The following is a 21,855-nucleotide window of genomic DNA, read 5'->3' on the forward strand; positions in this document are numbered from 1 at the left end:
CAAAATCACAGAGCCCCGCTTCTGATTCCATCAGAAGCGAAAAGGCTCTAATCCGGCAATCCATCAAACGTTCATGAAAGATGGATGCCCGGGTCAAGCCCGGGCATGACGATCTTCAACGGCATGACGAGAGCCTTCAAAACTCCCCGTGCAGCCGTCCGGAAAACACGTGCACCGGGCCGCGGTCGGCGTTGTAGGCGGGGTTGGCAATGAACTGATAGTCCGCAGTCAGCGTGAACTGCTTGTTGAGCGCATAGGCATAGTAAGCTTCCAGCACGCGCTCGTGGCGGTAGTTGAGCTGGCCATCGCCGACGAGAACGCCGAGGCCGCCGGCGGCGATGAAGTCGCGATGATCCCGTGACAGCGCGTTGATCGCGCCGCCGATGCCGATCACGTCGCCCGGCCGGCTCCAGCGCGTGCCCTTGATCGAGGTCCCGAGCGCGAGGCTGGCATCGATATCGGTGAACGCCATGATCTCGGTCTTGCCGTCGTTCCAGCTCCAGCGGCCGAACAGTCCGATGTCGTCGGTGACCGCCTGCTCGATATTGACGACGTAACCGTACTTGATGCGGCCGGTGCGGGTCTGCGCGATGTCGAGATTGAAAGCGGGATTGTTCAGCGTGTCGCGATAACTGCCCATATAGGCGCTGTTGAGCCAGCCGATGGTGCGGAGCTTGCCGGGCTGGCCCAGCAGCGAATAGCGCGTTTCCAGTTCCAGCACATACTCGCCGCGCCGGAACAGGCGGGTGTCGAAGCTGTTCGCGTTCGATTCCGCGTCCATCAGAAAATAGCCGCCACGCAGCGCCCATTGTTTCTGGTTGAGCTCGGCGGTGACGCCGTAACTCAGTCCCAGCCTGTCGGCGGAATAGTCGAAGGCGCCGGGCGCCCACAGCGACCAGTTCATGAAGTCCGAGCGGGTATCCTTGGCATAGGCGTTGCCGTCGAACACGTCGGTGACAGCGAACTTGCCGGCCTGGATCGTCAGCCGCGAGATGTCGGCTTTGCCCGCGAGTTGCGCCGGCCCGCTCGCCAGTTCTTCCTGCTCGCCGCCGAAGCCGAAGGTCTGGCGCACGAACAGCCGCGAGGTGTTGTAGTGCGGATAGGGGAAGTTGGACTTTTGCGCCTCGCCGCTTGGGAAGCCCGCGACTCCGACGGTGTCGCTGAGGCCGAAGCCCTGAAGCAGTTCGGGGTTGTAGTAGACTTCGCCGCCGTCCCAGAGCCGCGCGTTCAAGAACAGGCTGTTGCTCCAGGTTGCCTGATACTGCGCGCCCGGCGTCAGGCTGTTGGCGCCGCTGTAGGGCGCGCGGAACGCCGGGTAGCCCTGGCCGAGATAGGTTGTCTGGCCATGAATCTCCCAGCGATCGGATTCAGGATCGGTCAGGGACTTCAGCGAGAGATCGGCTATGCCGGCCGACCCGCCGAGCTTGCGGTTGAGGCCGACGCGAATCGAATGCATGTCCATCGTCGCGGCGTATTGCGCGGCCGATGGAAACTGAACGTTCGTCTTGTCGAACCGGTAGTAAAGATATTCCAGCCGCGCGCTCCAACTTGGCGTGAAGGCGTATTCAAGCCCCGCGCCGGCTGCCCAGCCAAGGCGCATGTCCAGCGCCTTCTCCTGATCGCCCGACGGCAGATCGTTCAGGTAGCGCTCGCCGGCAAAGGCGAGACCGCCGCTGGCATAGGTCAGCCATGGACCCGTGGCGTAGCCGATCCGGCCGCGCGCCGATCCGATGAAATCCCACTGCTGCGTGACGGCGGAGCGTGCGGTCGCGAGCTTTGAGACGTCCGAATTGGACTCGATGTAGTTCGGAAACGAGATGTCGGCTTCGAGGCCGAGCAGCAGTCCCGAGGGAAGCTGGATGTTGTAGCCGGCCTGAACGCCACTGATAATGCCGCCGTAATCGTTGCGGCCGGTGGTCGACGCAGGATCGACGAGCGTTGCTGTGGATCGGCCGCCGCCGAACCCGGCATGGGCGCCAAAATAGAGGCCGGTCCAGTCGATCACCGGGCGGGGCATGGCTTTGGTCGGCAGGAGGGATGCGCCGACATCGGCGGCGACAGCCGAGCCGCCCAGCGCAAGCGCGCTCAAGGCCACGCCGGCCAGCACAACGTGCCTTCCGCGCCGCAGCCGGAATGGCCGGATGGCACTCATCGGACCGTCCGCTTGGACTGGCAAGTTCCCGTATTGGTCATCTATCGCACCGTTCGCTCGCAACGCGTCACCTGGTTCCCTCGGTCCGCACGGCGATCGCCGATCCGCGACCGTTTGATAGCGCCATTTCTCTCGTCCATCTGCCTCGGATCAGGTCCATGTGGGATTATTCCCGATTATTACTGCAACTAATTCGCAATTGTAACTGTGTGGACAGGAGGACTGCTCATCCCATTGCCTGATGACGCCAGCGCGACAGCGGTCGGATGGCTGTCGCGCCAGTACCTGCGAGGATCGCGTGAGGGACGTGGGCGAAACGACTTGCCCGAGGACGGGACAGCCCGGCCGCGGCGGCCGTAGTCGTCGGGATAGTTGCCGCGACGGTCAGGCGCGACCGCGTGGGCCGTCTGTCAGCACCGCCGGATCGAACCTCGCCATGTCGGCCAGTAATTCGCAGAACGCACGCGCGCCGTGCTCGAGCAGCCGCTCGCCCTTTTCCGCGGAGGCCTGTGTCGCATCGCCCACGGCGCCGCTCGGGTGAAGGTCCTGCGTCTGCCACGCAAACGGCGCGGGCCGTTGCGTGCCCAGCCAGCGATAGATCTTCTCGATCGCGATGCTCGCGGGGTGGAAGTCGGCGATGCTGTCGCGGCGCACTTGTTCCGGGTAGCGCGCCAGCATGATCGAGGTCTCAATGGCGCCGCCGTGAATGCCGTGGCGCAATTCCTGTGCATCGAACAGGCCATCCGGCACGCCGAAGCGCGACCATGCGGTGGTGACCGCGAGCATCCGATGCCGCGCGCGCAGATCCTGCGCCACCATCGTCATCGCCGCGCTGTTGCCGCCGTGACTCGACACCATCACGATCTTTCTGATTCCGGTCCGCGCCACGTCTTCACCGAGCGCGGTCCAGGCCTTGAGCGCCGCTTCGTTGGTCAGCGTTTGCGTGCCCGGAAAATCGGTGTGCTCGGTGGAAATGCCGATCGGCTGCACCGGCAGAAAATTCGCGGGGATATCCTGCGGCAGCAGCTCACGGACGCGCGCGAGATAGGCTTCCGCGATCAACACGTCGGTCGTGAGCGGCAGATGCGGCCCGTGCTGCTCGGTCGCCGCCAGCGGCAGCACCGCAATCCAGTTCGCGGCGGTCTCCGGCGGCACACCGGGCCGGTAGATGGCGGACCAGTCGAAAGGGGGCGTGCGGGTCATCGTGCGCAGCGTTTCATCGAGTCGAAATGCAGGTTATAGCGTTTTCGAGCGAAGTGGATACCGGTTCGCGTTAAGAAAACGCGTCAGATCAAAATCATAGAGCCCCGCTTCTGATTTCATCAGAAGCGGAAAGGCTCTAGGTTGTCGTGTCCGATTGACCGCGGCCGAATCTGAAGAATTCGCGCCGATCCGGTCGCTTCCTATCATGGGCCGGAACGATCGAGGGAGTCCAATGATGCGCCTTGCCCTTTCGCTGCGAACGTTGACGGCCGGACTGGTGCTGGCGCTCGGCCTTGCCGGACCGGCCACGGCCGAGCCGGCGCTGGACAAGGTCTCCTTTGGCACGAATTGGGTCGCCGAGGGCGAGCATGGCGGCTTCTTTCAGGCGCTGGCCGACGGCACTTACAAAAAATATGGTCTGGACGTGAAGATCGTGCCGGGTGGCCCCAACGTGAACAACCGGGTGCTCCTGATCTCCGGCAAGCTCGATTTCTTCATGACCGCGAATACCTTGCAGTCGTTCGACGCGGTGGCCAACAACGTGCCGGTCGTCGCGGTCGCCGCGATGTTCCAGAAGGACCCACAGGTTTTTCTCGCGCACCCGGAATCGAAGGTGACAAAAATCGAGGACCTGAAGCCACTCACGCTGTTCGTGTCAAAGGAAGGGATCGCGAGCTATTTCCAGTGGCTCAAATCCGAGTATGGATTCAGCGGGGAGAAGGTCAAACCCTACACCTTCAACGCCCAGCCGTTTCTCGCCGACAGGAAAAGCGCGATGCAGGGCTATGTCACCTCGGAGCCGTTCGCGGTGGAGAAGCGGGCGGGCTTCAAGCCGACCGTGATCCTGCTCGCTGATGCCGGATTCAACCCGTATTCGACCCTGATCGAAACCCGCCGCGATCTGGTCGAGAACAAGCAGGATCTGGTGCAGCGCTTCGTCGACGCCTCGATCGTCGGTTGGTATACCTACCTGTACGGCGACAACACCGCCGGTAATGCCATGATCAAGAAGCTCAATCCCGAAATGACCGACGACCTCCTGGCCTATTCGGTGGCGAAGATGCGGAAGTATGGCATCGTCGATTCCGGCGATTCCTTGCGTGACGGCATCGGCGCCATGAGCGATGCGCGCTATGCGAGCTTCTTCGACAAGATGGTGCGGGCGGGGGTGGTGCGCCGGGACATCGATTTTCGCAAGGCCTACACGCTACGGTTCGTCAACAAGGGCGTCGGCCTCGACTTGCGGCCCAAGAATTAGAAAGCAATAGAGCCTCGCGTCGATGACCGAATCCGCTTTAGCGCTGTCCAAAGCCGACACGGGTCCGCGCGCGGGAGACGCCGTGAGCCTGAAGGGTGTCACGAAACTCTATGATCGCGGCGTCGCGGCGCTGGGACCGCTCGATTTCAATGTGCGTGACGGCGATTTCGTGTCGCTGCTCGGGCCGTCCGGCTGCGGGAAATCGACCGCGCTGCGGATCATCGCCGGGCTGAGCGCGCCGACGTCCGGCACGGTTCGTGTCGCCGGCGGCGGGCGCTCCATCGGCTTCGTGTTTCAGGAGCCGACGCTGATGCCATGGGCCAGCGTGCGCGACAACGTGGCGCTGCCGCTGAAACTCGCGCACCGGCCGCGCACCGACATCGGCGGACACGTCGAGGCCGCGCTGGCGCGGGTGGGGCTCGCCGAATTCGCCGCGGCCTATCCGCGCCAACTGTCCGGCGGCATGAGGATGCGGGTATCGCTGGCGCGCGCGCTGGTCACAGACCCGGATATCCTTTTGATGGACGAACCGTTTGCGGCGCTCGACGAGATCACCCGCTTCCGCCTCAACAACGATCTGCTCGCGCTGTGGCGCGATTTGCGCAAGACCGTCATCTTCGTCACCCATTCGGTGTTCGAGTCGGTCTATCTCGCGCGCCGCGTAGTGGTGATGACGCCCCGTCCCGGCCGCATCAGCGCCGAGTACCGCATCGACACGGCCGAGCCGCGGGGCGAGGATTTCAGGACCTCGGCGGAATACGCCGCGTATTGCCGTGAAGTGTCGATCGGGCTGTCGCTGGCGACCGGCAAGGGAGCGCTCCGCCGATGACGGTATCCGGTTCATCGGCGGTGCCGATCGGCAGCGAGGCGTCGGAGCGCGATTCTCGAACATCGGCGGCACGCGTGCTGTTGCCGGTCGCCGTGCTCGCGGCCGGCGTTCTGGTGTGGGATCTGGTGGTGCGGATCAACGGGATTCCGCCCTATGTGCTGCCGGGCCCAATGCTGGTGGCGGCGACGCTGGTGCAGGACTGGCCGATCCTGTGGCAATCACTGCTGACGACCTTGCTGACCACGGGGGAGGGCTTTGCCGCCGCAACTGTGGGCGGCGTCGCGCTGGCGCTGCTGTTCAACCAGTCGAAATGGCTGGAACATGCGCTGTTGCCTTATGCGATCATCCTGCAGGTCACGCCGGTGATCGCGATTGCGCCGCTGCTTTTGATCTACCTGCCGCAGCAGACCGCGGTGGTTGTCTGCGCCTGGATCGTCGCGTTCTTTCCGGTGCTGTCGAACACCACGCTCGGCCTTAATTCCGTGGACCGCAACCTCGCCGGGTTGTTCCAGCTCTATGGTGCCTCGCGGATGCAGACGCTGCGATATCTGAAACTGCCGGCGGCCCTGCCGTATATTCTCGGCGGATTGCGCATCGCCGGCGGCCTGTCTCTGATCGGCGCCGTGGTTGCGGAAATCGCGGCGGGTTCGGCCGGCGCGGGGTCGGGTCTCGCCTACAGAATTGCGGAGTCCGGCTACCGGCTCAACATTCCGCGCATGTTCGCGGCGTTGTTGTTGCTCTCGGTGGCGGGCATCGTCATTTATATGTGTCTCGCGGCGGTATCGCATCTGATGTTGCGGCGCTGGCACGAAAGCGCGCTTGGGAAGGAAAACTGATGGCCGCGCCTGTCTCCCCGGAAAAGATCGACCTGCTGGTGTACGGACCGCACAGGCCGATCGTCGACAACGGTTTTACCGATCAGTTCGTGCTGCATCATTGCGAGAAGCAGGCCGATCTGGAACGCCTGACGCCCGCGGTCGCCGGGAAAATCCGCGGCATGGCCATCACCGATTCCGTTCCTTGCCGTAGCACGGCGCAGACGCGCTTTCCAAAACTCGAGATCATGTCCTCCTTTGGAGTCGGCTACGACCACATCGATACGGATCACGCGCGCGAACACAACATCGTCGTCACCAACACACCCGACGTCCTGACCGAGGAGGTCGCGGACGTCGCAATCGGCCTGCTGATCGCGACGTTGCGCGAATTCGTCAAGGCGGATCGTTATGTGCGCGAGGGATTGTGGGCCACGCAGGACTTCCCCTTGAGCGCCGGCTCGCTGCGCGACCGCAAGGTCGGCATGGTCGGCATGGGCCGGATCGGTCAGGCGATCGCGCGGCGGCTCGATGCGGCGCGGGTGCCGGTTGTCTATCATGCGCGCAATCCAGCCGCGGGCGTGTCCTATCAGCACTATCCGAACCTGATCGAGATGGCGAAGGCGGTCGACACGTTGATTGTCATCACGCCCGGGGGCGCATCGACGCTGAAGATGATCGATGCCGATGTCCTGGCGGCGCTCGGGCCGCGCGGCGTCATCGTCAACATGGCGCGGGGCTCCGTCATTGACGAACCGGCGCTGATCCACGCGCTGAAGTCCGGCATCACCCTCGCGGCCGGTCTCGACGTGTTCGCCAATGAGCCGGACGTGCCGGAAGAACTGCGCGCGTTGCAGAATGTCGTGTTGTTGCCGCACATCGGTTCTGCGTCGGTGGTGACACGCGATGTGATGGACCAGCTTGTGGTCGATAATCTCAGGGCGTGGTTCGCCGGCAAGCCGCCGCTGACGCCGGTTCCGGAGACGCCGGTGGAGGGACGCTAGTATGCGTTGTCCGGACGACAGCACGCAGGCATGGCGGAAACGGGGGGTTGTCCTCGCCACTGTGGTGATGCTGACGACCGGCGGATCGGTCGCATCGGCGCAGAACGCATCCACCTTGAAAAAGGACATGATCGGACAGTGGGAGCTGTCGACCACCGAACGCAGCAAGACCTGCGTCGTGACGCTCACCGGCGATCCATCGCCGCAGGGTCTCAAGCTCGATCTTGAACCGGGCTGCGCGGCGGCGCTGCCGTTCACGAAGGACATCGCGGTCTGGACTGTCGCCGGCCTCGATATCGTGCGCTTGCAGACCGCCAGCGGAGAACCAGTGATCGATTTCACCGAAGTCGAAAGCGGCATTTTCGAAGGCCGACGGGAAAATGAGGGCATCTACATCCTGCAAAATCTCGCCGAGGCCCGCTCGCTCGCTAGATCGATGGATCAGATGATCGGCGACTGGGCGTTCGTCCGCGGCAACGGTCAGGCGATATGCGGCATAACGTTGACCAATACCGAAGTCCCGCCTGACAATTTCCAGGCCTTCCTTAAACCGAAATGCGATCCGGCGATCGCCGGCTTCAAGCCCGAGGCCTGGCGGCTCGAGCGCGGCGAAATCCTGCTGATGTCGGCGAGCGGCGAAACCTGGCACTTCCAGGCCGACGACAACGCGCAGTGGCGGCTCGTTCCCGACAGTGCCAATCCGCTGATTCTTGTGAGGCAGTAAGCGCTGGCGCGTGCTGCGTTCGAATCCGAAAGCTCTACTGCCCGCCGCCAACCCGCTAAATCAGCCGCAGCCCTTTCAGGCTGGCGTGGCCGTTCTTGCCGACGATGATGTGGTCGTGCACGGAAATCCCGAGCGGCTTCGAAATGTCGATAATCGATTTGGTCATCTGGATGTCGGCCTGCGACGGCGTCGGATCGCCGGAGGGGTGATTGTGCACCATGATGATTGCGGTCGCCGATAGTTCGAGCGCGCGCTTGACGACCTCGCGCGGATAGACCGGCGTGTGATCGACGGTGCCGACCTGCTGCAATTCGTCCACGATAAGCTGGTTGCGTTTGTCGAGGAACAGGATGCGGAACTGCTCCTTGTCGGCGAAGGCCATCGAGGCCCGGCAATAGTCGATCACCGCGGTCCATGACGACAGCATCGTCCGCGGCTTCAGTTGTCCCTTGGCAACGCGGCTGGCGGTCGCCGCGATCAGCTTGATCTCGATGATCGCCGCTTCGCCGAGCCCGCTGATCTCGCGGAGCCGGGCATCGGGCGCATGAACCACCTCGGCGAACGATCCGAATCGGCCGATCAGGGACTTGGCCAGCGGCTTGACGTCGCGGCGGGGCAGCGCGCGAAACAGCACCATTTCGAGCAATTCGTAATCGCTGAGCGCATCCGGTCCGGCGTCGCGGAATCGTTCCCGCAGCCGCTCGCGATGGCCGTGATAATGCGGCGCTTCGGCAAATCCTGCGGGGTTGTCGGCATCTGCGGGCATTGGGCGCGGCGGACCATTTCTTGGCTCCCGCAACCTTGCCGCGGCCGGCGGCATTTGCAACCCCAATTCACCGGATGCCGGTTACGAAAGCCTGTGCGCTCCGGCGCGATCTTCGCCGGGGCTCGAGGTTCAGCCGCCGTAGGGCGGTTTGTCGAGCTTGCGCGGCGACAGCGTGAAGATCTCGACTCCGGTCTGGGTCACGCCGACCGAATGCTCGAACTGCGCCGACAGTGAGCGGTCGCGCGTCACGGCGGTCCAGCCGTCCGACAGGATCTTCACATGCGGCTTGCCGATGTTGATCATCGGCTCGATGGTGAAGAACATGCCCGGCCTGAGCGGCACGCCTTCGCCGGGCCGGCCGATATGGATGATGTTCGGTTCGTCGTGGAACATGCGGCCGAGCCCGTGGCCGCAGAAATCGCGGACCACGCTCATGCTCTGCGGTTCGACGAAGCTCTGGATGGCGTAGCCGATGTCGCCGGTCGTCGCGCCGGGCCTGACCGCGGCGATGCCGCGCATCATCGCCTCATAGGTCACCTCGATCAGCCGTTCCGCCTTGCGCGCGATCGGGCCGACCGGATACATCCGGCTGGAATCGCCATACCAGCCATCGACGATGAGCGTTACGTCGACATTGACGATATCGCCCTCTTTCAGGGTGCGATCGCCGGGCATTCCGTGACAGACCACGTGATTGATCGACGTACAGGTCGAGTAGCGATAGCCGCGATACATCAGCGTTGCCGGATAGGCGTCATGGCTGAAGGCGAATTCGCGCACGAAGTCGTCGATTTTCGACGTTAAAAGGCCAGGTTTCACCAGATCCGCGAGTTCGTCGAGGCAGCGCGCCGTCAGGGCGCCGGCCTTACGCATGCCGGCGAATCCGCTCGGGCCATGCAGTTTGATCTGTCCGGTCTTGCGCAGGGAGGTTTCGGAGGCTTCGACGTAGCTCATCAGACGATCTGGATTCTGGGAGGAAAGGAGTGGTCGGCCTCTAATCTAATGGATGGCGCTGTGAGCGCAAGCTGGAGCAGCTATTCGAAAGCCCGCTTACAGGCGGGATCGATGTCGTGCGGCCGGGTCGGCCCGGTGGCCGGCTGACGGGCAGAAATCGGTTGGCGCGCCGCGCCGGCGACGATAAGGATGAAAATGCAAGTGTTTACCGCTTCGGACCTCTAATGGCATCTCTGGATTCGGTCAGTCTGGCGATCCTGCTCGGCGCGATTCTGGTCATGGCCGGAATTCTGTCGAGCCTGCTGGCGCTACGGTTCGGCGCCCCCTTGCTGCTCGTCTTTCTGTTCATCGGCATGCTGGCAGGCGATTCCGGGCCCGGCGGCCTGATGTTCAGCGACGTCCAGAACACCTACCTTGTCGGGTCGGCCGCGCTGGCGCTGATTCTGTTCGACGGCGGTCTGAAGACACGATTCCAGAGCATCCGCACGGTCCTGGCGCCCTCCATGGTGCTCGCCACTCTCGGCGTGCTGCTGACCGCGCTGGTCACGGCGCCGGTGGCGAAATATGCGCTCGACCTCAACTGGACCGAGGCGCTGCTGATCGGCGCGGTTGTCGCCTCCACCGACGCGGCCGCGGTGTTTCTGCTGGTGCATGCGCAAGGGCTGAGGCTGCGTCCGCGCGTCGGTGCGACGCTGGAAGCGGAGTCCGGCACCAACGATCCCTTCGCGGTGTTTCTGACGCTGATGCTGGTGGAGCTGATCTCGGTGGGTGACAGCTCGGTCTGGCATGTGGTGCTGGAATTCCTCAGGGAGTCGATGCTTGGCGGTCTCGTCGGCGTGATCGGCGGGCGGCTTGTGGTCGCCGCGCTGAACCGTGTGGAGCTTCCCCAGGGGTTGCATGCGCCGTTCGTCACGACCGCGGCGCTCGTGATCTTCGGGGTGGCGCAGATATTCCACGCGTCCGGGTTTCTCGCGGTCTATCTTGCGGGAATTATCATCGGCAACCATCCGACCCGCGCCCACAGATCCGTTGTGACATTCCTCGATGCCGCTACCTGGCTGGCGCAGATCGTGATGTTCGTGCTGCTCGGCTTGCTGGTCTCGCCGCACCGCCTGCTGGACAGCGTCGTGCCGGCGGTGATCGTCGCGCTGGTGCTGATGCTGGTGGCGCGGCCGCTCGCGGTGTTTCTCTGCCTCGCGCCGTTTCGTTTCAACTGGCGGGAAAAGCTGTTCATCGCCTGGACCGGGCTGCGGGGCGCGGTCGCGATCTTCCTCGCCTCGATTCCGATGCTGGTCGGGTTGTCGAAGGCCTATCTGTACTTCGACGTCGCTTTCGTCGTGGTGATCATCTCGCTGTTGCTGCAGGGCTGGACGCTCGCCGCGGCCGCGCGGCGGCTGCATGTGGCGCTGCCGCGCGCCGACCGCGGCCCGCGCCGCGTTGAACTCGATCTGCCGGGACAACTCGAACAGCAGTTGGTCGGCTATGCGGTGAGACCGAAGAGCCTGTTCCTTCGGCGCGGGCTGATTCCGTCATGGTCGAAGCCGACGCTCGTGATCCGCAACGAGAAAATTCTGTCGCCGGCTGAAGCGGAGCCCATCGCGGCGGGAGACTACCTCTATCTGCTGGCGCCGCCGGAAAAGGCCGAGGCGCTCGATCGCTTCTTCGTCGAAATGCAGCCGATGGCGCCGCCGGACCCGCATCTGCTCGGCGATTTCCTGGTCTCGGGCGAAACCACCGTTGAGGATATCGCGCAAATCTACGGCATCTCCGTCGATCCGGCCGCCGCGCGGCTGACGCTGGCGGATTACTTCGACGTTCATCTCGACCGCGCGCCGAAGGACGGCGCGACCCTGCCGCTCGATACCATCGTCCTTGTCGCGCGCAACATCAGCGAAGGCCGCGTCAACGCGGTCGGACTTCGGTTGCCTGAAGACGAAGAGCAACCGCCGCCGCTGACACGGATCGGCGCATTCAGGCAGAAAATGGCGGAAGCCTGGTCGTCGATTGCGAGGATATGACCTGCAAATCAGGCGGGCAGGATGTCGATACCGCCGAATGCGGCGACCCGCCCGCGCTTCAGCATCACGATTTGCGACGCGAGCTGGCGTAACTCATCCGGATCGTGGCTGACGTAGACCATCGGCACGCCGGCTTCGTCGCGCAGCCGCATCAGGTAGGGCAGGATTTCCGCCTTGCGGCTGCCATCCAGCGATCCCAGCGGTTCATCCAGCAGAAGGAGTCGGGGCCGCGCCAGCAGCGCACGGCCGAGCGCCACCCGCTGCCGCTCGCCGCCGGAGAGCTGGCCCGGTCGGCGATCCAGCAGGTGACCGATATTGAGCATCTCGTTGAGCCGGGTTTCCTGCGCGGGGTCGGGGGTCAGGCGGTTCATCCGGCGCCCGTAGTCGAGATTCCGGCGCACATCGAGATGCGGAAACAGCCGCGCATCCTGGAAAACATAGCCGATGCGGCGGCGATGCACGGCGACATGGAGATTGTGCGCGGTGTCGTCGAGCGTGTCGCCATCGACGGAGATCATGCCACGATCCGGCTTTTGCAACCCCGCGATCATACCGACCAGCGACGTCTTGCCCGCGCCCGATGCCCCGAACAGTCCGGTGACGCGTCCTTCGCTCGCAAACGCGACATCGATCGAGAAATTGCCAAGCTGTTTCGATACCTCGACACGCAGCATGGTCAGCTCCCGTGAATGCGCCTTGTCGCGCGCCGCGCGAACACCTCGGAGGCGACCAGCGCCGCCATGGACATGACGATCGAGACGACCACCAGCCGTAGCGCCGCCGCATCGCCATCGGGCGTCTGGATCAGCGAATAGATCGCCGAGGAAATCGTCTGGGTTTCGCCGGGAATATTGGACACGAATGTGATGGTCGCGCCGAATTCGCCGATCGCTTTCGCAAAACCCAGCACCATGCCGGCCAGAATGCCGGGCAACGCCAGCGGCAGCGTCACGGTGGCGAAGACCTGCCACGGCGAAGCCCCGAGCGTGCTCGCGGCCTGTTCCAGCCGCCGGTCGATGGCTTCGATCGACAGCCGGATCGGCCGCACCAGCAGCGGGAACGACATCACGCCGCAGGCAAGCGCCGCGCCGGTCCAGCGAAATGCGAAAACGATCCCGAGGTGATCGGCGAGCCAGCCGCCGACCAGCCCGCGTCTGCCGAAGGTCAGGAGCAGCAGATAGCCGGTCACGACAGGAGGCAGCACCAGCGGCAGATGAACGGCGGCATCGATAAGCGATTTGCCCCAGAACTCGTACCGTGCCAGCGCCCACGCCAGCGTGACGGCGATCGGTGTGGCCACCAGTGTCGCGACCACGCCCACCTTGAGTGAGAGCAGGACGGCCGTCCATTCGGTGGGCGAGATATCGAACATGAGGTCTCGATAATGTTTTTGTCGCTACGAGGTCGGGACAAAATTGGCAAAGCCGATTTTCAAGAACGACGCGTAGCGTCGTCCCGGTAGCGACGGAGCAATTGCCCCATACTTCCCTCCCCCGCTTGCGGGGGAGGGAAGGAAGCGGGCCCTGGATTGCTTCGCGTCACGCGCAAACCGGCAACAGCCAGCTTTGTCGCGATCCCGCTATGACCGGAACCATTCAGGTCGTGGGGCTGACCAGAAACGAGAAGCCGTATTTCTCGAAGATTGCCTTGGCTTCCGAGCTGCGCAGGAAGGCGAGGTAATCGGCTGCGCCTTGATGAGCCGTGGAGGTCGCCGCGACCGGATAGACGATCGGCGGATGCGAGTTCGCCGGGAAGGTGCCGACGATCTTCACGCCGGGCTCGACCTTGGCGTCGGTGGAATAGACGATGCCGAGTGGGGCTTCGCTCCGCGCCACCAGCGCCAGCGCGGCGCGAACGTTTTCCGCCATTGCCATTTTCGGTTCCACCGCTTTCCATGCGCCGAGCTTTTCCAGCGCCGCCTTGGCGTATTTGCCGACGGGCACGGCCTTGACGTCCCCGGTCGCGACCTTGCCGTCGCCGGCGAGCTTGGCGAGATCAAACCCCTGTTCGATGGCGACGTGGTCGATCTTGGAATCCTTCGGGGCGACCAGCACGATGCTGTTGCCGAGCAGGTTGACGCGGGTCGATTCGTTGATGGACTTCTTGTTGTTCACATAGTCCATCCACGCCGTATCGGCTGATATGAAAACATCGGCCGGCGCGCCCTGTTCGATCTGTTTGGCCAGCGCCGAACTTGCCGCATAGCTCGCAACGATCTTGACGCCGGACTTGGCGGTGTAGGCCTTGTCGACATCGTCGAGCGCGTTCTTCATCGAAGCGGCAGCGAACACGGTCAGAATCTTGTCCTGCGCGGCTGCGGGTGCCATGGCCGAGGGCTTGGCGTCCTTGGCCGAGGCCGGCACGGCGAGAAAGGCACCGACCAGCAATGCCGAGAACAATGAGCGGGTGAATAACGTCATGGGGCGCTCCTAATCGGTCCGGCGCGAGCGATCGCGCGGACGATGCGAGGGATTGACAGGACGATCAGTGGAAGCGCCGTTCCACGGATTTCCAGCAGGCTTACGGCCAGCCGGAAAGATCGCTCGGGAACAATATCAGCCGCACGACGCACACGTAAAGGGCTGCGGCCACGGGTTTCAGTGGGTGGCGGGCGTAAAGGCGACGTTGATGGCGTCTTTGGTGACGCCGCTGACCTGTATGGTCACCGGGCCGGCCGGAAGATCGAACCGGACGCTTTTCCTGGCCCCGGGGCAGCCGGTGACGCCGCTAAATCCCGTTGCCTTGAGATAGGCGTCGTTCTGGACGGCGTCGATCCAGCCGTAGTCGGAGATTGTCACGGTATAGAGTCCCGCGGACTCTGCCGTGGCGCGAACGAAGCCTGCGTAGCTGTCCGGCTTCTGGGGCGCTCCGGCGGTTTGGGCAAATCCGCGTCGGCGATGGGACGCAGCGTCACCGTGACGGCGGCGGGCGCCGGAGGCGTTCCGCCCCCACTGTCAGCTTCGGCAAGGAAGGCGCGGTGAGCACGGCCAGTTCCTTGTCCATCGGCCATTTGAACTTGTCGCATCCGGCGGGATCGGCAGCAAAGGCCGACGTCGCGGTGATCAGGAGCAGCGCGACGGGCAGGGACGATCGCATCATCAGTTGACCGCGATCATGCCGGGTTCGTCGACGGCATGTTGGTAAATCGATGACGTCAGGATTGATCGTGTTGCGTGCACTGATGCGCATGATGGATCCTTCACAATGACATCCCCGCGGCGAAACGCCGCGTCGGCGAACGGGGATGAGCAAATGGGGAATGAAAAGGATCAGTCGCTCTGACCTGCAACCTCGCCAACGCTTACGGCACGGCGATGACTGACATTAGCAGGTCTTCTAGCGGGGCGAAACGGTCACGCGCGTGGCATTGCTATGGTCTGGCATCCGGCGCGGCCAGCACCTGACGGCAATCCGACGGCAGTTGCGCCAGCGTGAGCGGCGGCTTCGGCTTCGGCGGCACCTTCGGCGGTTTTGGATGCAGCACGGCATCGCTGAACCAATAGGCCAGATCGTGAGCGCTGCACCCCTCTGTTGGCTTTGGCGGAGTCTGCGATTCGCATTGACGGCTGCCCGGAGGACACTTGATGCGGATATGGAAGTGGTAGTCGTGACCGTACATGGGACGGACCTTGGAGAGCCAGCTACGGTCGCCCCTGGCTTCGCGACACAGCGCCTTCTTGATCGCGGCATTGACGAAAATGCGCTCGACCGACGGCTCCCTGGCTGCGGCGCGGATGACGCTGAGATGCCTTGGCGTCCAGGTATGGGGATCGATATCGAGACGGTCGCGACGCACCATCATGACCGCCGACATGTCCTCGCGCTCGTTGCGCGACAACAGCCGGTTCGGCATCGGCGTCAACCAGACGTCGGCATCCAGTCCGATCTGGTGGCTGGCGTGACCGGTGATCATCGGGCCGCCGCGCGGCTGTGCCATGTCGCCGATCAGAAGCCCCGGCCAGCCGGCATCCTTGTGCACCCTGGCCGACAGTCGCTCCAGCAGCGCGACCATCGCCGGATGCGCCCAGTTGCGGTTGCGCGACAGCCGCATCACCTGCCACGTCGGCCCGGTGATCGGCAGCGCCTCGGCGCCGGCGATGCAGCCCTTCGCATAAAAACCGATGACGTGCGGCGGTCCGGCCGTCGGAAGCATCTTGCGTCCGAACAGTTGCTTGGCGGCGAGCGAGGGATCGTCGGGATTGGTCAACGGCGGCAGCGGCTTCGGGTGCAGCGTGCCCTTGGTTTGCGCGAACGCGTCGGGCGCCGTCGCGGGTCCGCCCAAGACGGCGATGGCGGACACCAGAAGCAGGGGGAGAATCGCGCGAACGTTCATGAGAAGCGAGTGTAGCGGAATCCCGCTTTGAAATCAGCCCGACGCAAAGCCTTTGCGGCAACAAATGGTTGATCGTGCCGTCGCACCGCCGTCATAGCGGCCGCCGCAGCCTGGCGGCCATCCTTGCATGGATGACGGAGACGGGCAGGCGTGCGCCCTTGTGCCTTCTGCTATCGCTTGCGCGCTATTTTTTCGATGGAGAGCGTTTTGCTTTCGCCGGGGAGCGTTTCGCGGCACTGCGCTTGCGCGTCGCGGCGGCCTTCTTGGCCGAGAGCGACCGCGCGGCTGCCGGACGTTCCGCCGAGGGCGAGCTGTGGCCGTCAGCCATCCACCTTCAAGGCGGCAATAAAAGCTTCCTGCGGGATGTCGACCTTGCCGAACTGCCGCATCTTCTTCTTGCCTTCCTTCTGCTTCTCCAGAAGTTTGCGTTTGCGCGTGATGTCGCCGCCGTAACATTTCGCGGTGACGTCCTTGCGCAGCGCGCGCACGGTTTCGCGCGCGATCACCTTGCCGCCGATCGCAGCCTGGATCGGAATCTGAAACATGTGCGGCGGGATCAATTCCTTCATCTTCTCGACCATGGCGCGGCCGCGGCCCTCGGCGCGGGTCCGATGCACCAGCATCGAGAGCGCATCGACCGGCTCGCCGTTGACGAGAATCTGCATTTTCACCAGATCGGCCACCTTGTAGTCGGTGAGGTGATAGTCGAACGAGGCGTAGCCCTTGGAGACGGACTTGAGCCGGTCGTAGAAATCGAACACCACCTCGTTGAGCGGCAGATCATATCTCACCATCGCGCGCGAGCCGACGTAGGTCAGTTCCTTCTGCGATCCGCGCCGCTCCTGGCACAGCTTCAGCACGCTGCCGAGATAGTCGTCGGGCGTGAGGATGGTGGCCTCGATCCACGGTTCGGCGATCTCGGCGATCTTCACCACGTCGGGCATGTCGATCGGGTTGTGAATCTCGATCTCGCCGCCGTCGGTCAGCTTCATCTTGTAGATGACGCTCGGCGCGGTCGCGATCAGGTTGAGATCGAACTCGCGGGAGAGGCGCTCCTGGATGATTTCGAGATGCAGCAGGCCGAGGAAACCGCAGCGGAAGCCGAAGCCGAGCGCGGCGGAGGTTTCCATTTCAAACGAGAAGCTGGCATCGTTGAGGCGCAGTTTGCCCATCGCCGTGCGCAGCGTCTCGAAATCGTCGGCGTCCACCGGGAACAGGCCGCAGAACACCACCGGGATCGCCGGCTTGAAACCGGGCAGCATCTCGGTGATCGGCTTGCGGTCGTCGGTGATGGTGTCGCCGACGCGGGTATCCGCGACCTCCTTGATGGCGGCGGTAATGAAGCCGATCTCGCCGGGGCCGAGTTCGTCCACCTGCTGCATCTTCGGCGTGAAGAAGCCGACGCGCTCGACGTCGTAGGCCGCATTGGTGCCCATCATGCGGATGCGCGAGTTCTTCTTCATCACGCCGTCGACGATGCGGACGAGAACGACCACGCCGAGATAGACGTCGTACCAGCTATCGACCAGCAGCGCCTTCAGGGTGGCGTCGCGGTCGCCTTGCGGCGGCGGCAGACGGGTGACGATGGCTTCCAGCACATCGGGCACGCCGAGGCCGGTCTTGGCCGAGATCATCACCGCGTCCGACGCGTCGATGCCGATCACGTCCTCGATCTGCTGCTTGACCTTGTCCGGTTCGGCGGCGGGCAGATCGACCTTGTTGAGGACGGGTACGATCTCGTGGTTGTTGTCGAGCGCCTGATAGACGTTGGCGAGCGTCTGCGCCTCGACCCCCTGGCTCGCATCCACCACCAGCAGCGAGCCCTCGCAGGCGGCCAGCGAGCGCGAGACCTCGTAGGCGAAGTCGACGTGGCCGGGCGTGTCCATCAGGTTGAAGATGTAATCCTTGCCGTCCTTGGCATGGTAGTTCAGGCGCACCGTCTGCGCCTTGATGGTGATGCCGCGCTCGCGCTCGATGTCCATGGAGTCGAGCACCTGCTCCTTGCCCGCCATCTCGCGATCGCTCAAGCCGCCGGTCATCTGGATCAGGCGGTCGGCTAGCGTCGATTTTCCATGATCGATATGGGCGACGATGGAAAAGTTGCGGATGTTTGCAATTGGGGTCGTGCCCCGCTTCCGAAGTTCGTCAGACATCGCGGTAACCTCTAGAGCGTTTTCGAGCGAAGTGGATACCGGTTCGCGTGAAGAAAACGCGTCAAATCAAAATCATAGAGCTCGCTTCTGATTCCATCGGAAGCGAAAAGGCTCTAGTACGAACTTCGGAAGCAAAGGGGCACGACCAACTCCAATGAGCAGTGCCGGATTTTCGATTTGCAGTTCCTGAAAGGAAGCGCGTCATCTGCTGCAGGAACTGCAAATCGGCGGCACTGGTCGTCATGGGGCGCGGGATAGCACCGGCCCGAACGGCGGGCAAGCAAGGGTCATCTGCGGGAAGCGCTTTCTGGTCGTTCCCGTGCTACGGGCCGAGGCGACCGATGTCGGCTACTCTTCCTCGTTGAATCGGTCGCCGACGAGTTCGGCGATCGCCGCGACCGCCGCCTTGGCCTCGGGGCCGGTTGCGGACACGGTGATCGTTGTTCCGATCCCCGCCGACAGCATCATCAATCCCATGATCGAATTGCCGCCGACCGTCTCGCCGTTGCGCGTCACGCTGACCTCGGCGTTGAAGCGCTCGACCATCTGCACGAATTTCGCGGACGCACGGGCATGGAGGCCACGCTTGTTGATGATCGAAATTTCGCGGGAGACCGCGCCTGCGGGAAATGCTCCGCTCACCGCCGGAGCAGCGCTCGGGGAGGTTGCGTCGTCCGGCTTCCCGGTCATTTCCCGGCGAGCACCCGGCTGGCGATCGTCACGTATTTACGCCCGGCTTCCTGCGCCATCGCGATGGCGTCGGGCAGCGAGCGTTCCTCGCGTACCTTGGCGAGCTTGACCAGCATCGGAAGATTGATTCCCGCGAGCACCTCGACCTTGGGCCGGCTCATGCAGGAGATCGCGAGGTTTGAAGGCGTGCCGCCGAACATGTCGGTGAGAATGGCAACACCGTCGCCGCTGTCGACGCGGTTGACGGCTTCGATGATATCGCCCCGACACAGATCGGCATCGTCCTCGGCGCCGATGGTGATGGCTTCGATTTGCTTTTGCGGGCCCATTACGTGTTCGAGCGCTGCCTTGAATTCATCGGCGAGGCGCCCGTGGGTCACAAGTACCAGACCAATCATTGACAACTCCTCGCGGGTGCTTTTGGTGCACCGCACGAAAGGGCCACTTTGACCATCCGGAGCCCTCACGCAAGGGGGAGCGGTGGCTTTTTCCCTGAAAAGCGGGTCCGCTCCGCAAGTCGCGATGATCTACTCCGTGGCAATAGTGGGCTATATATGGTTACCAGATTCCTCCCGGCAATCGGCGGCGGAGCGTGGGTCGCTGCAGCCCGGAACGGTCGTCAGCGCAGCGATGGCTATCGGAAGTGGCGAAAAACCGGCTGCGACCGGGATTCGGGCCAGTTCGATCGCCAAAATGGTCGTCCGCAGCGCTTTTAGCGGGGGCAGGCGCTCGGCATCGGGCGCGTCGAGATCGATCACGAGGCCGACCGGCGCCTCCGCGACATAAGCGCACCGGCGAATGCCGAGCCCACGGATTTCCATCAGTCCCTCAAGTTCAGGCGGCGGTCTGACGAGGAGTCGATCGCGGACCGGCTCCAGACACAGGCGGTCATCGCCGACCAGCGTCGCTGCGGGAAGCTGACCGCTGCGGCCGGCCAGGATGAGATCGAAAGCGAGACGCGACTTGCCGGCGCCGGAGGGCCCGCGGATCAGAACGGCGCGATCTCCCACCAAAACCGCGGAGCCGTGGATCGTCGGAGCGGACGACGCGGTCATGGCGCGGGCGCGGGAAGCCGGACCACGAAGCGCGCGCCCGCGATCCGGGTGTCGCCATGGGCATCGATCGGGCCGGGGCGGTTTTCGGCCCAGATACGTCCGCGATGCGCTTCGATGATCTGCTTGGAGATCGACAGGCCGAGGCCGGAGTTCTGGCCGAAACCCTGATGCGGCCGGTCGGTGTAGAAGCGTTCGAACACACGCTCCAGCGCGTCGGGCCGAATGCCGGGGCCGTCGTCGTCTACCACGATCTCGATGTCGGATTTCAGGCGCCGGCACACGATGCGCACGCGGCCGCCGGATTTCGAGAACGATTGCGCATTGGTCAGGAGATTGGAGATCACCTGGCCGAGCCGCGAGTCATGCCCCGGTATCGAGAAGCTATCGGCCCGATTGCCCTCGAAGCGCACGTCGACGCCGATGTCGTGGCCAAGCTTGGTTTCGTTCGCGACCGAGGTCAGCGTGGTCAGCAGGCGCCGGATATCGATCTGGGCTTCGTCCTGGCGCTGCAATTCGGCGTCGAGACGGCTGGCGTCGGATATGTCGGAGATCAGGCGATCGAGCCGGCGCACGTCGTGCTCGATCACCTCGAGCAGGCGGGCGCGGCTGGCCTCGGTCTTCGCAAGCGGCAGGGTCTCCACCGCGGAGCGCAGCGAGGTCAGAGGGTTTTTCAGCTCATGGGAGACGTCGGCCGCGAAAGTCTCGATCGCCTCGATACGGTTGTAGAGCGCGTCGGTCATGTCGCGCAGCGCACCGGACAGGTGGCCGATTTCGTCGCGGCGGCGGGTAAAGTCGGGGATCTCGATGCGCGTCTTGATGCGGCGGCGAACCCGCTCCGCGCTGTCGGCGAGCCGCCGCACCGGCCCGGCGATGGTGCTGGCCAGCAGCAGCGACAGCACGATCATGACGACCACGGCGACGCCGAACACTTTCAGGATAGCCAGCCGTTCCGCCATGACCATCTGGTCGATGTCATCGCCCTGCGTGGACAGCATCAGCGCGCCGAAAATGGTGGCGCGGGGACGCTCCACCGGAACCGCGACCGAGACGATGATTTCGCCGCGGTCGTTGATGCGCACCATGCTGGACTTCTCGCCCTTGAGCGATTGCGCAACCTCCTGGTAGCCGTTGCCGTTCTCGGGGCCGAGTTCGCGGTAAAGCGGAAGATCGCCGCGATTGAGCCAGGTGCGGATCGCGATCGTGGTGCGCTCCACGAAGCCGGGCTTGACGTCGGTCGGTGGCGGCAGTTCGAAACGGATGACATCGCCGCGACGGAAAAGGCTGCGGCTGTCGAGGATCAGCACGCCGTCGCGATCGTAGATGCGCGCGCGGGTATTGGTCGGAGAGATCAACCGCCGCAGCACGGGAGCGACGCGCTCGGGATTGATCGGAAAGTCCAGCCCCGAAAATTCGTCCGGCGCGCCGAAGCTTTCGCCCGGCTTGAGATCGAGCAGGCGGTCGGGGTCGATGGTGATGGTGTTGGTCTCCACCGTTGCCGAGGCGGCAATGGCGCTTGCGATGATCTCGCCCTGCACCAGCAGGCTTTGCGCGCGCGCGTCGATCAGGCCGGCGCGAAATTGCGAGAGATACAGAATGCTGGCGACCAGCGCGATCAGGCCCGCCAGATTCAGCGACACGATGCGGCGGGTCAGGCTTGAAAAGCTCAGCGTGAAAAAAAACTGTCCGACGCGGCGCAGCCAGCCCAGCGGCCGCTGCCAGTAGGGCGTCGGCTCGACATGATCGGCAGGGGCTTCCGGCGCGAGGACCTGCGAGGTGTCCTCGGTATCCGGATCGAGATCAGGCTGCGTTCGATCAAGCAATGACTGGAACTACCCGGTTGTTGGTTTCACCCAACTCACTATCATCCAACTCACTATTATCGCCGTTCCCCGCGCAATCGC

Annotated in this window: 21 protein-coding genes; 6 read left to right on the plus strand and 15 right to left on the minus strand. The window is 63.8% G+C overall.

Going from position 1 to position 21,855, the window contains the following annotated elements; all coding sequences use genetic code 11:
* Positions 1 to 136 precede the first annotated feature (136 nt).
* Together NHAM_RS02205 and NHAM_RS02210 are read right to left on the minus strand one after the other, a co-directional pair.
* Positions 137 to 2,152, minus strand: coding sequence for a carbohydrate porin (locus NHAM_RS02205; RefSeq protein ID WP_041357606.1), 2,016 nt, complete (start codon positions 2,150 to 2,152; stop codon positions 137 to 139).
* Positions 2,153 to 2,536: 384 nt separating this feature from the next.
* Entirely contained in the window at positions 2,537 to 3,355 is an 819-nt protein-coding gene (locus NHAM_RS02210; protein ID WP_011509019.1) for a creatininase family protein, read from the minus strand.
* A gap of 235 nt (positions 3,356 to 3,590) precedes the next feature.
* Between NHAM_RS02210 and NHAM_RS02215 the strand changes: the two genes are divergently transcribed.
* From NHAM_RS02215 to NHAM_RS02235, 5 genes are read left to right on the plus strand one after another with little or no spacing between them, the layout of a single operon-like run.
* Positions 3,591 to 4,613 carry an ABC transporter substrate-binding protein gene (locus tag NHAM_RS02215; RefSeq protein ID WP_041358623.1) on the plus strand — a complete coding sequence of 341 codons (1,023 nt, stop codon included), beginning with the start codon at positions 3,591 to 3,593 and terminating at the stop codon, positions 4,611 to 4,613.
* 22 nt (positions 4,614 to 4,635) lie between these two features.
* Positions 4,636 to 5,442, plus strand: a complete 807-nt coding sequence (locus NHAM_RS02220; protein ID WP_011509021.1) for an ABC transporter ATP-binding protein — start codon at positions 4,636 to 4,638, stop codon at positions 5,440 to 5,442.
* A complete protein-coding gene (locus NHAM_RS02225; protein WP_011509022.1) occupies positions 5,439 to 6,278 on the plus strand; it encodes an ABC transporter permease in 840 nt (279 codons plus the stop codon). Before NHAM_RS02220 ends, NHAM_RS02225 begins: the two co-directional genes overlap by 4 nt.
* Positions 6,278 to 7,261, plus strand: coding sequence for a 2-hydroxyacid dehydrogenase (locus NHAM_RS02230; protein ID WP_011509023.1), 984 nt, complete (start codon positions 6,278 to 6,280; stop codon positions 7,259 to 7,261). Before NHAM_RS02225 ends, NHAM_RS02230 begins: the two co-directional genes overlap by 1 nt.
* A 1-nt stretch (position 7,262) precedes the next feature.
* A complete protein-coding gene (locus NHAM_RS02235; RefSeq protein WP_011509024.1) occupies positions 7,263 to 7,985 on the plus strand; it encodes an AprI/Inh family metalloprotease inhibitor in 723 nt (240 codons plus the stop codon).
* A 55-nt stretch (positions 7,986 to 8,040) separates the two neighbouring features.
* Here the strand turns inward: NHAM_RS02235 and radC are convergent, their stop codons facing one another.
* Entirely contained in the window at positions 8,041 to 8,751 is a 711-nt protein-coding gene (gene radC, locus NHAM_RS02240; protein ID WP_041357607.1) for a RadC family protein, read from the minus strand.
* A gap of 129 nt (positions 8,752 to 8,880) precedes the next feature.
* Positions 8,881 to 9,705 (minus strand): type I methionyl aminopeptidase, encoded by an 825-nt coding sequence (map, locus tag NHAM_RS02245; RefSeq protein ID WP_011509026.1) that lies wholly within the window; start codon positions 9,703 to 9,705, stop codon positions 8,881 to 8,883.
* A 224-nt stretch (positions 9,706 to 9,929) separates the two neighbouring features.
* Between map and NHAM_RS02250 the strand changes: the two genes are divergently transcribed.
* Positions 9,930 to 11,723, plus strand: a complete 1,794-nt coding sequence (locus NHAM_RS02250; protein ID WP_011509027.1) for a potassium/proton antiporter — start codon at positions 9,930 to 9,932, stop codon at positions 11,721 to 11,723.
* 8 nt (positions 11,724 to 11,731) lie between these two features.
* Here the strand turns inward: NHAM_RS02250 and modC are convergent, their stop codons facing one another.
* The 11 genes from modC to NHAM_RS02300 all read right to left on the minus strand — a co-directional run bounded on the left by modC (position 11,732) and on the right by NHAM_RS02300 (position 21,774).
* On the minus strand, positions 11,732 to 12,397 hold the full coding sequence (modC, locus tag NHAM_RS02255; protein WP_011509028.1) for a molybdenum ABC transporter ATP-binding protein: 666 nt from the start codon (positions 12,395 to 12,397) through the stop codon (positions 11,732 to 11,734).
* Between the two features lie 2 nt (positions 12,398 to 12,399).
* The gene (gene modB / locus NHAM_RS02260) at positions 12,400 to 13,095 is read right to left on the minus strand and encodes a molybdate ABC transporter permease subunit (RefSeq protein ID WP_011509029.1); all 696 of its coding nucleotides are present in this window, start codon (positions 13,093 to 13,095) and stop codon (positions 12,400 to 12,402) included.
* Positions 13,096 to 13,318: 223 nt separating this feature from the next.
* Positions 13,319 to 14,143 carry a molybdate ABC transporter substrate-binding protein gene (gene modA, locus NHAM_RS02265; RefSeq protein ID WP_011509030.1) on the minus strand — a complete coding sequence of 275 codons (825 nt, stop codon included), beginning with the start codon at positions 14,141 to 14,143 and terminating at the stop codon, positions 13,319 to 13,321.
* Between the two features lie 177 nt (positions 14,144 to 14,320).
* Complete coding sequence (locus tag NHAM_RS23830; protein ID WP_049769281.1) at positions 14,321 to 14,521, minus strand: hypothetical protein; 201 nt, start codon at positions 14,519 to 14,521, stop codon at positions 14,321 to 14,323.
* A gap of 112 nt (positions 14,522 to 14,633) precedes the next feature.
* Entirely contained in the window at positions 14,634 to 14,912 is a 279-nt protein-coding gene (locus NHAM_RS23835) for a hypothetical protein (RefSeq protein ID WP_049769282.1), read from the minus strand.
* A 181-nt stretch (positions 14,913 to 15,093) separates the two neighbouring features.
* Positions 15,094 to 16,056 carry a penicillin-insensitive murein endopeptidase gene (gene mepA, locus NHAM_RS02275; RefSeq protein WP_011509031.1) on the minus strand — a complete coding sequence of 321 codons (963 nt, stop codon included), beginning with the start codon at positions 16,054 to 16,056 and terminating at the stop codon, positions 15,094 to 15,096.
* A gap of 320 nt (positions 16,057 to 16,376) precedes the next feature.
* A complete protein-coding gene (gene lepA / locus NHAM_RS02280; RefSeq protein ID WP_011509032.1) occupies positions 16,377 to 18,209 on the minus strand; it encodes a translation elongation factor 4 in 1,833 nt (610 codons plus the stop codon).
* Positions 18,210 to 18,557: 348 nt separating this feature from the next.
* Positions 18,558 to 18,899, minus strand: a complete 342-nt coding sequence (locus tag NHAM_RS02285) for an HPr family phosphocarrier protein (RefSeq protein WP_011509033.1) — start codon at positions 18,897 to 18,899, stop codon at positions 18,558 to 18,560.
* On the minus strand, positions 18,896 to 19,297 hold the full coding sequence (locus tag NHAM_RS02290; protein WP_011509034.1) for a PTS sugar transporter subunit IIA: 402 nt from the start codon (positions 19,295 to 19,297) through the stop codon (positions 18,896 to 18,898). Before NHAM_RS02290 ends, NHAM_RS02285 begins: the two co-directional genes overlap by 4 nt.
* Before the next feature lie 150 nt (positions 19,298 to 19,447).
* Complete coding sequence (locus tag NHAM_RS02295; protein ID WP_011509035.1) at positions 19,448 to 19,954, minus strand: HPr kinase/phosphorylase; 507 nt, start codon at positions 19,952 to 19,954, stop codon at positions 19,448 to 19,450.
* On the minus strand, positions 19,951 to 21,774 hold the full coding sequence (locus NHAM_RS02300; RefSeq protein WP_011509036.1) for a sensor histidine kinase: 1,824 nt from the start codon (positions 21,772 to 21,774) through the stop codon (positions 19,951 to 19,953). The genes NHAM_RS02295 and NHAM_RS02300 overlap by 4 nt, the downstream gene beginning before the upstream one ends.
* Positions 21,775 to 21,855: the final 81 nt, after the last annotated feature.

This window comes from Nitrobacter hamburgensis X14, assembly GCF_000013885.1.
Classification (GTDB): domain Bacteria; phylum Pseudomonadota; class Alphaproteobacteria; order Rhizobiales; family Xanthobacteraceae; genus Nitrobacter; species Nitrobacter hamburgensis.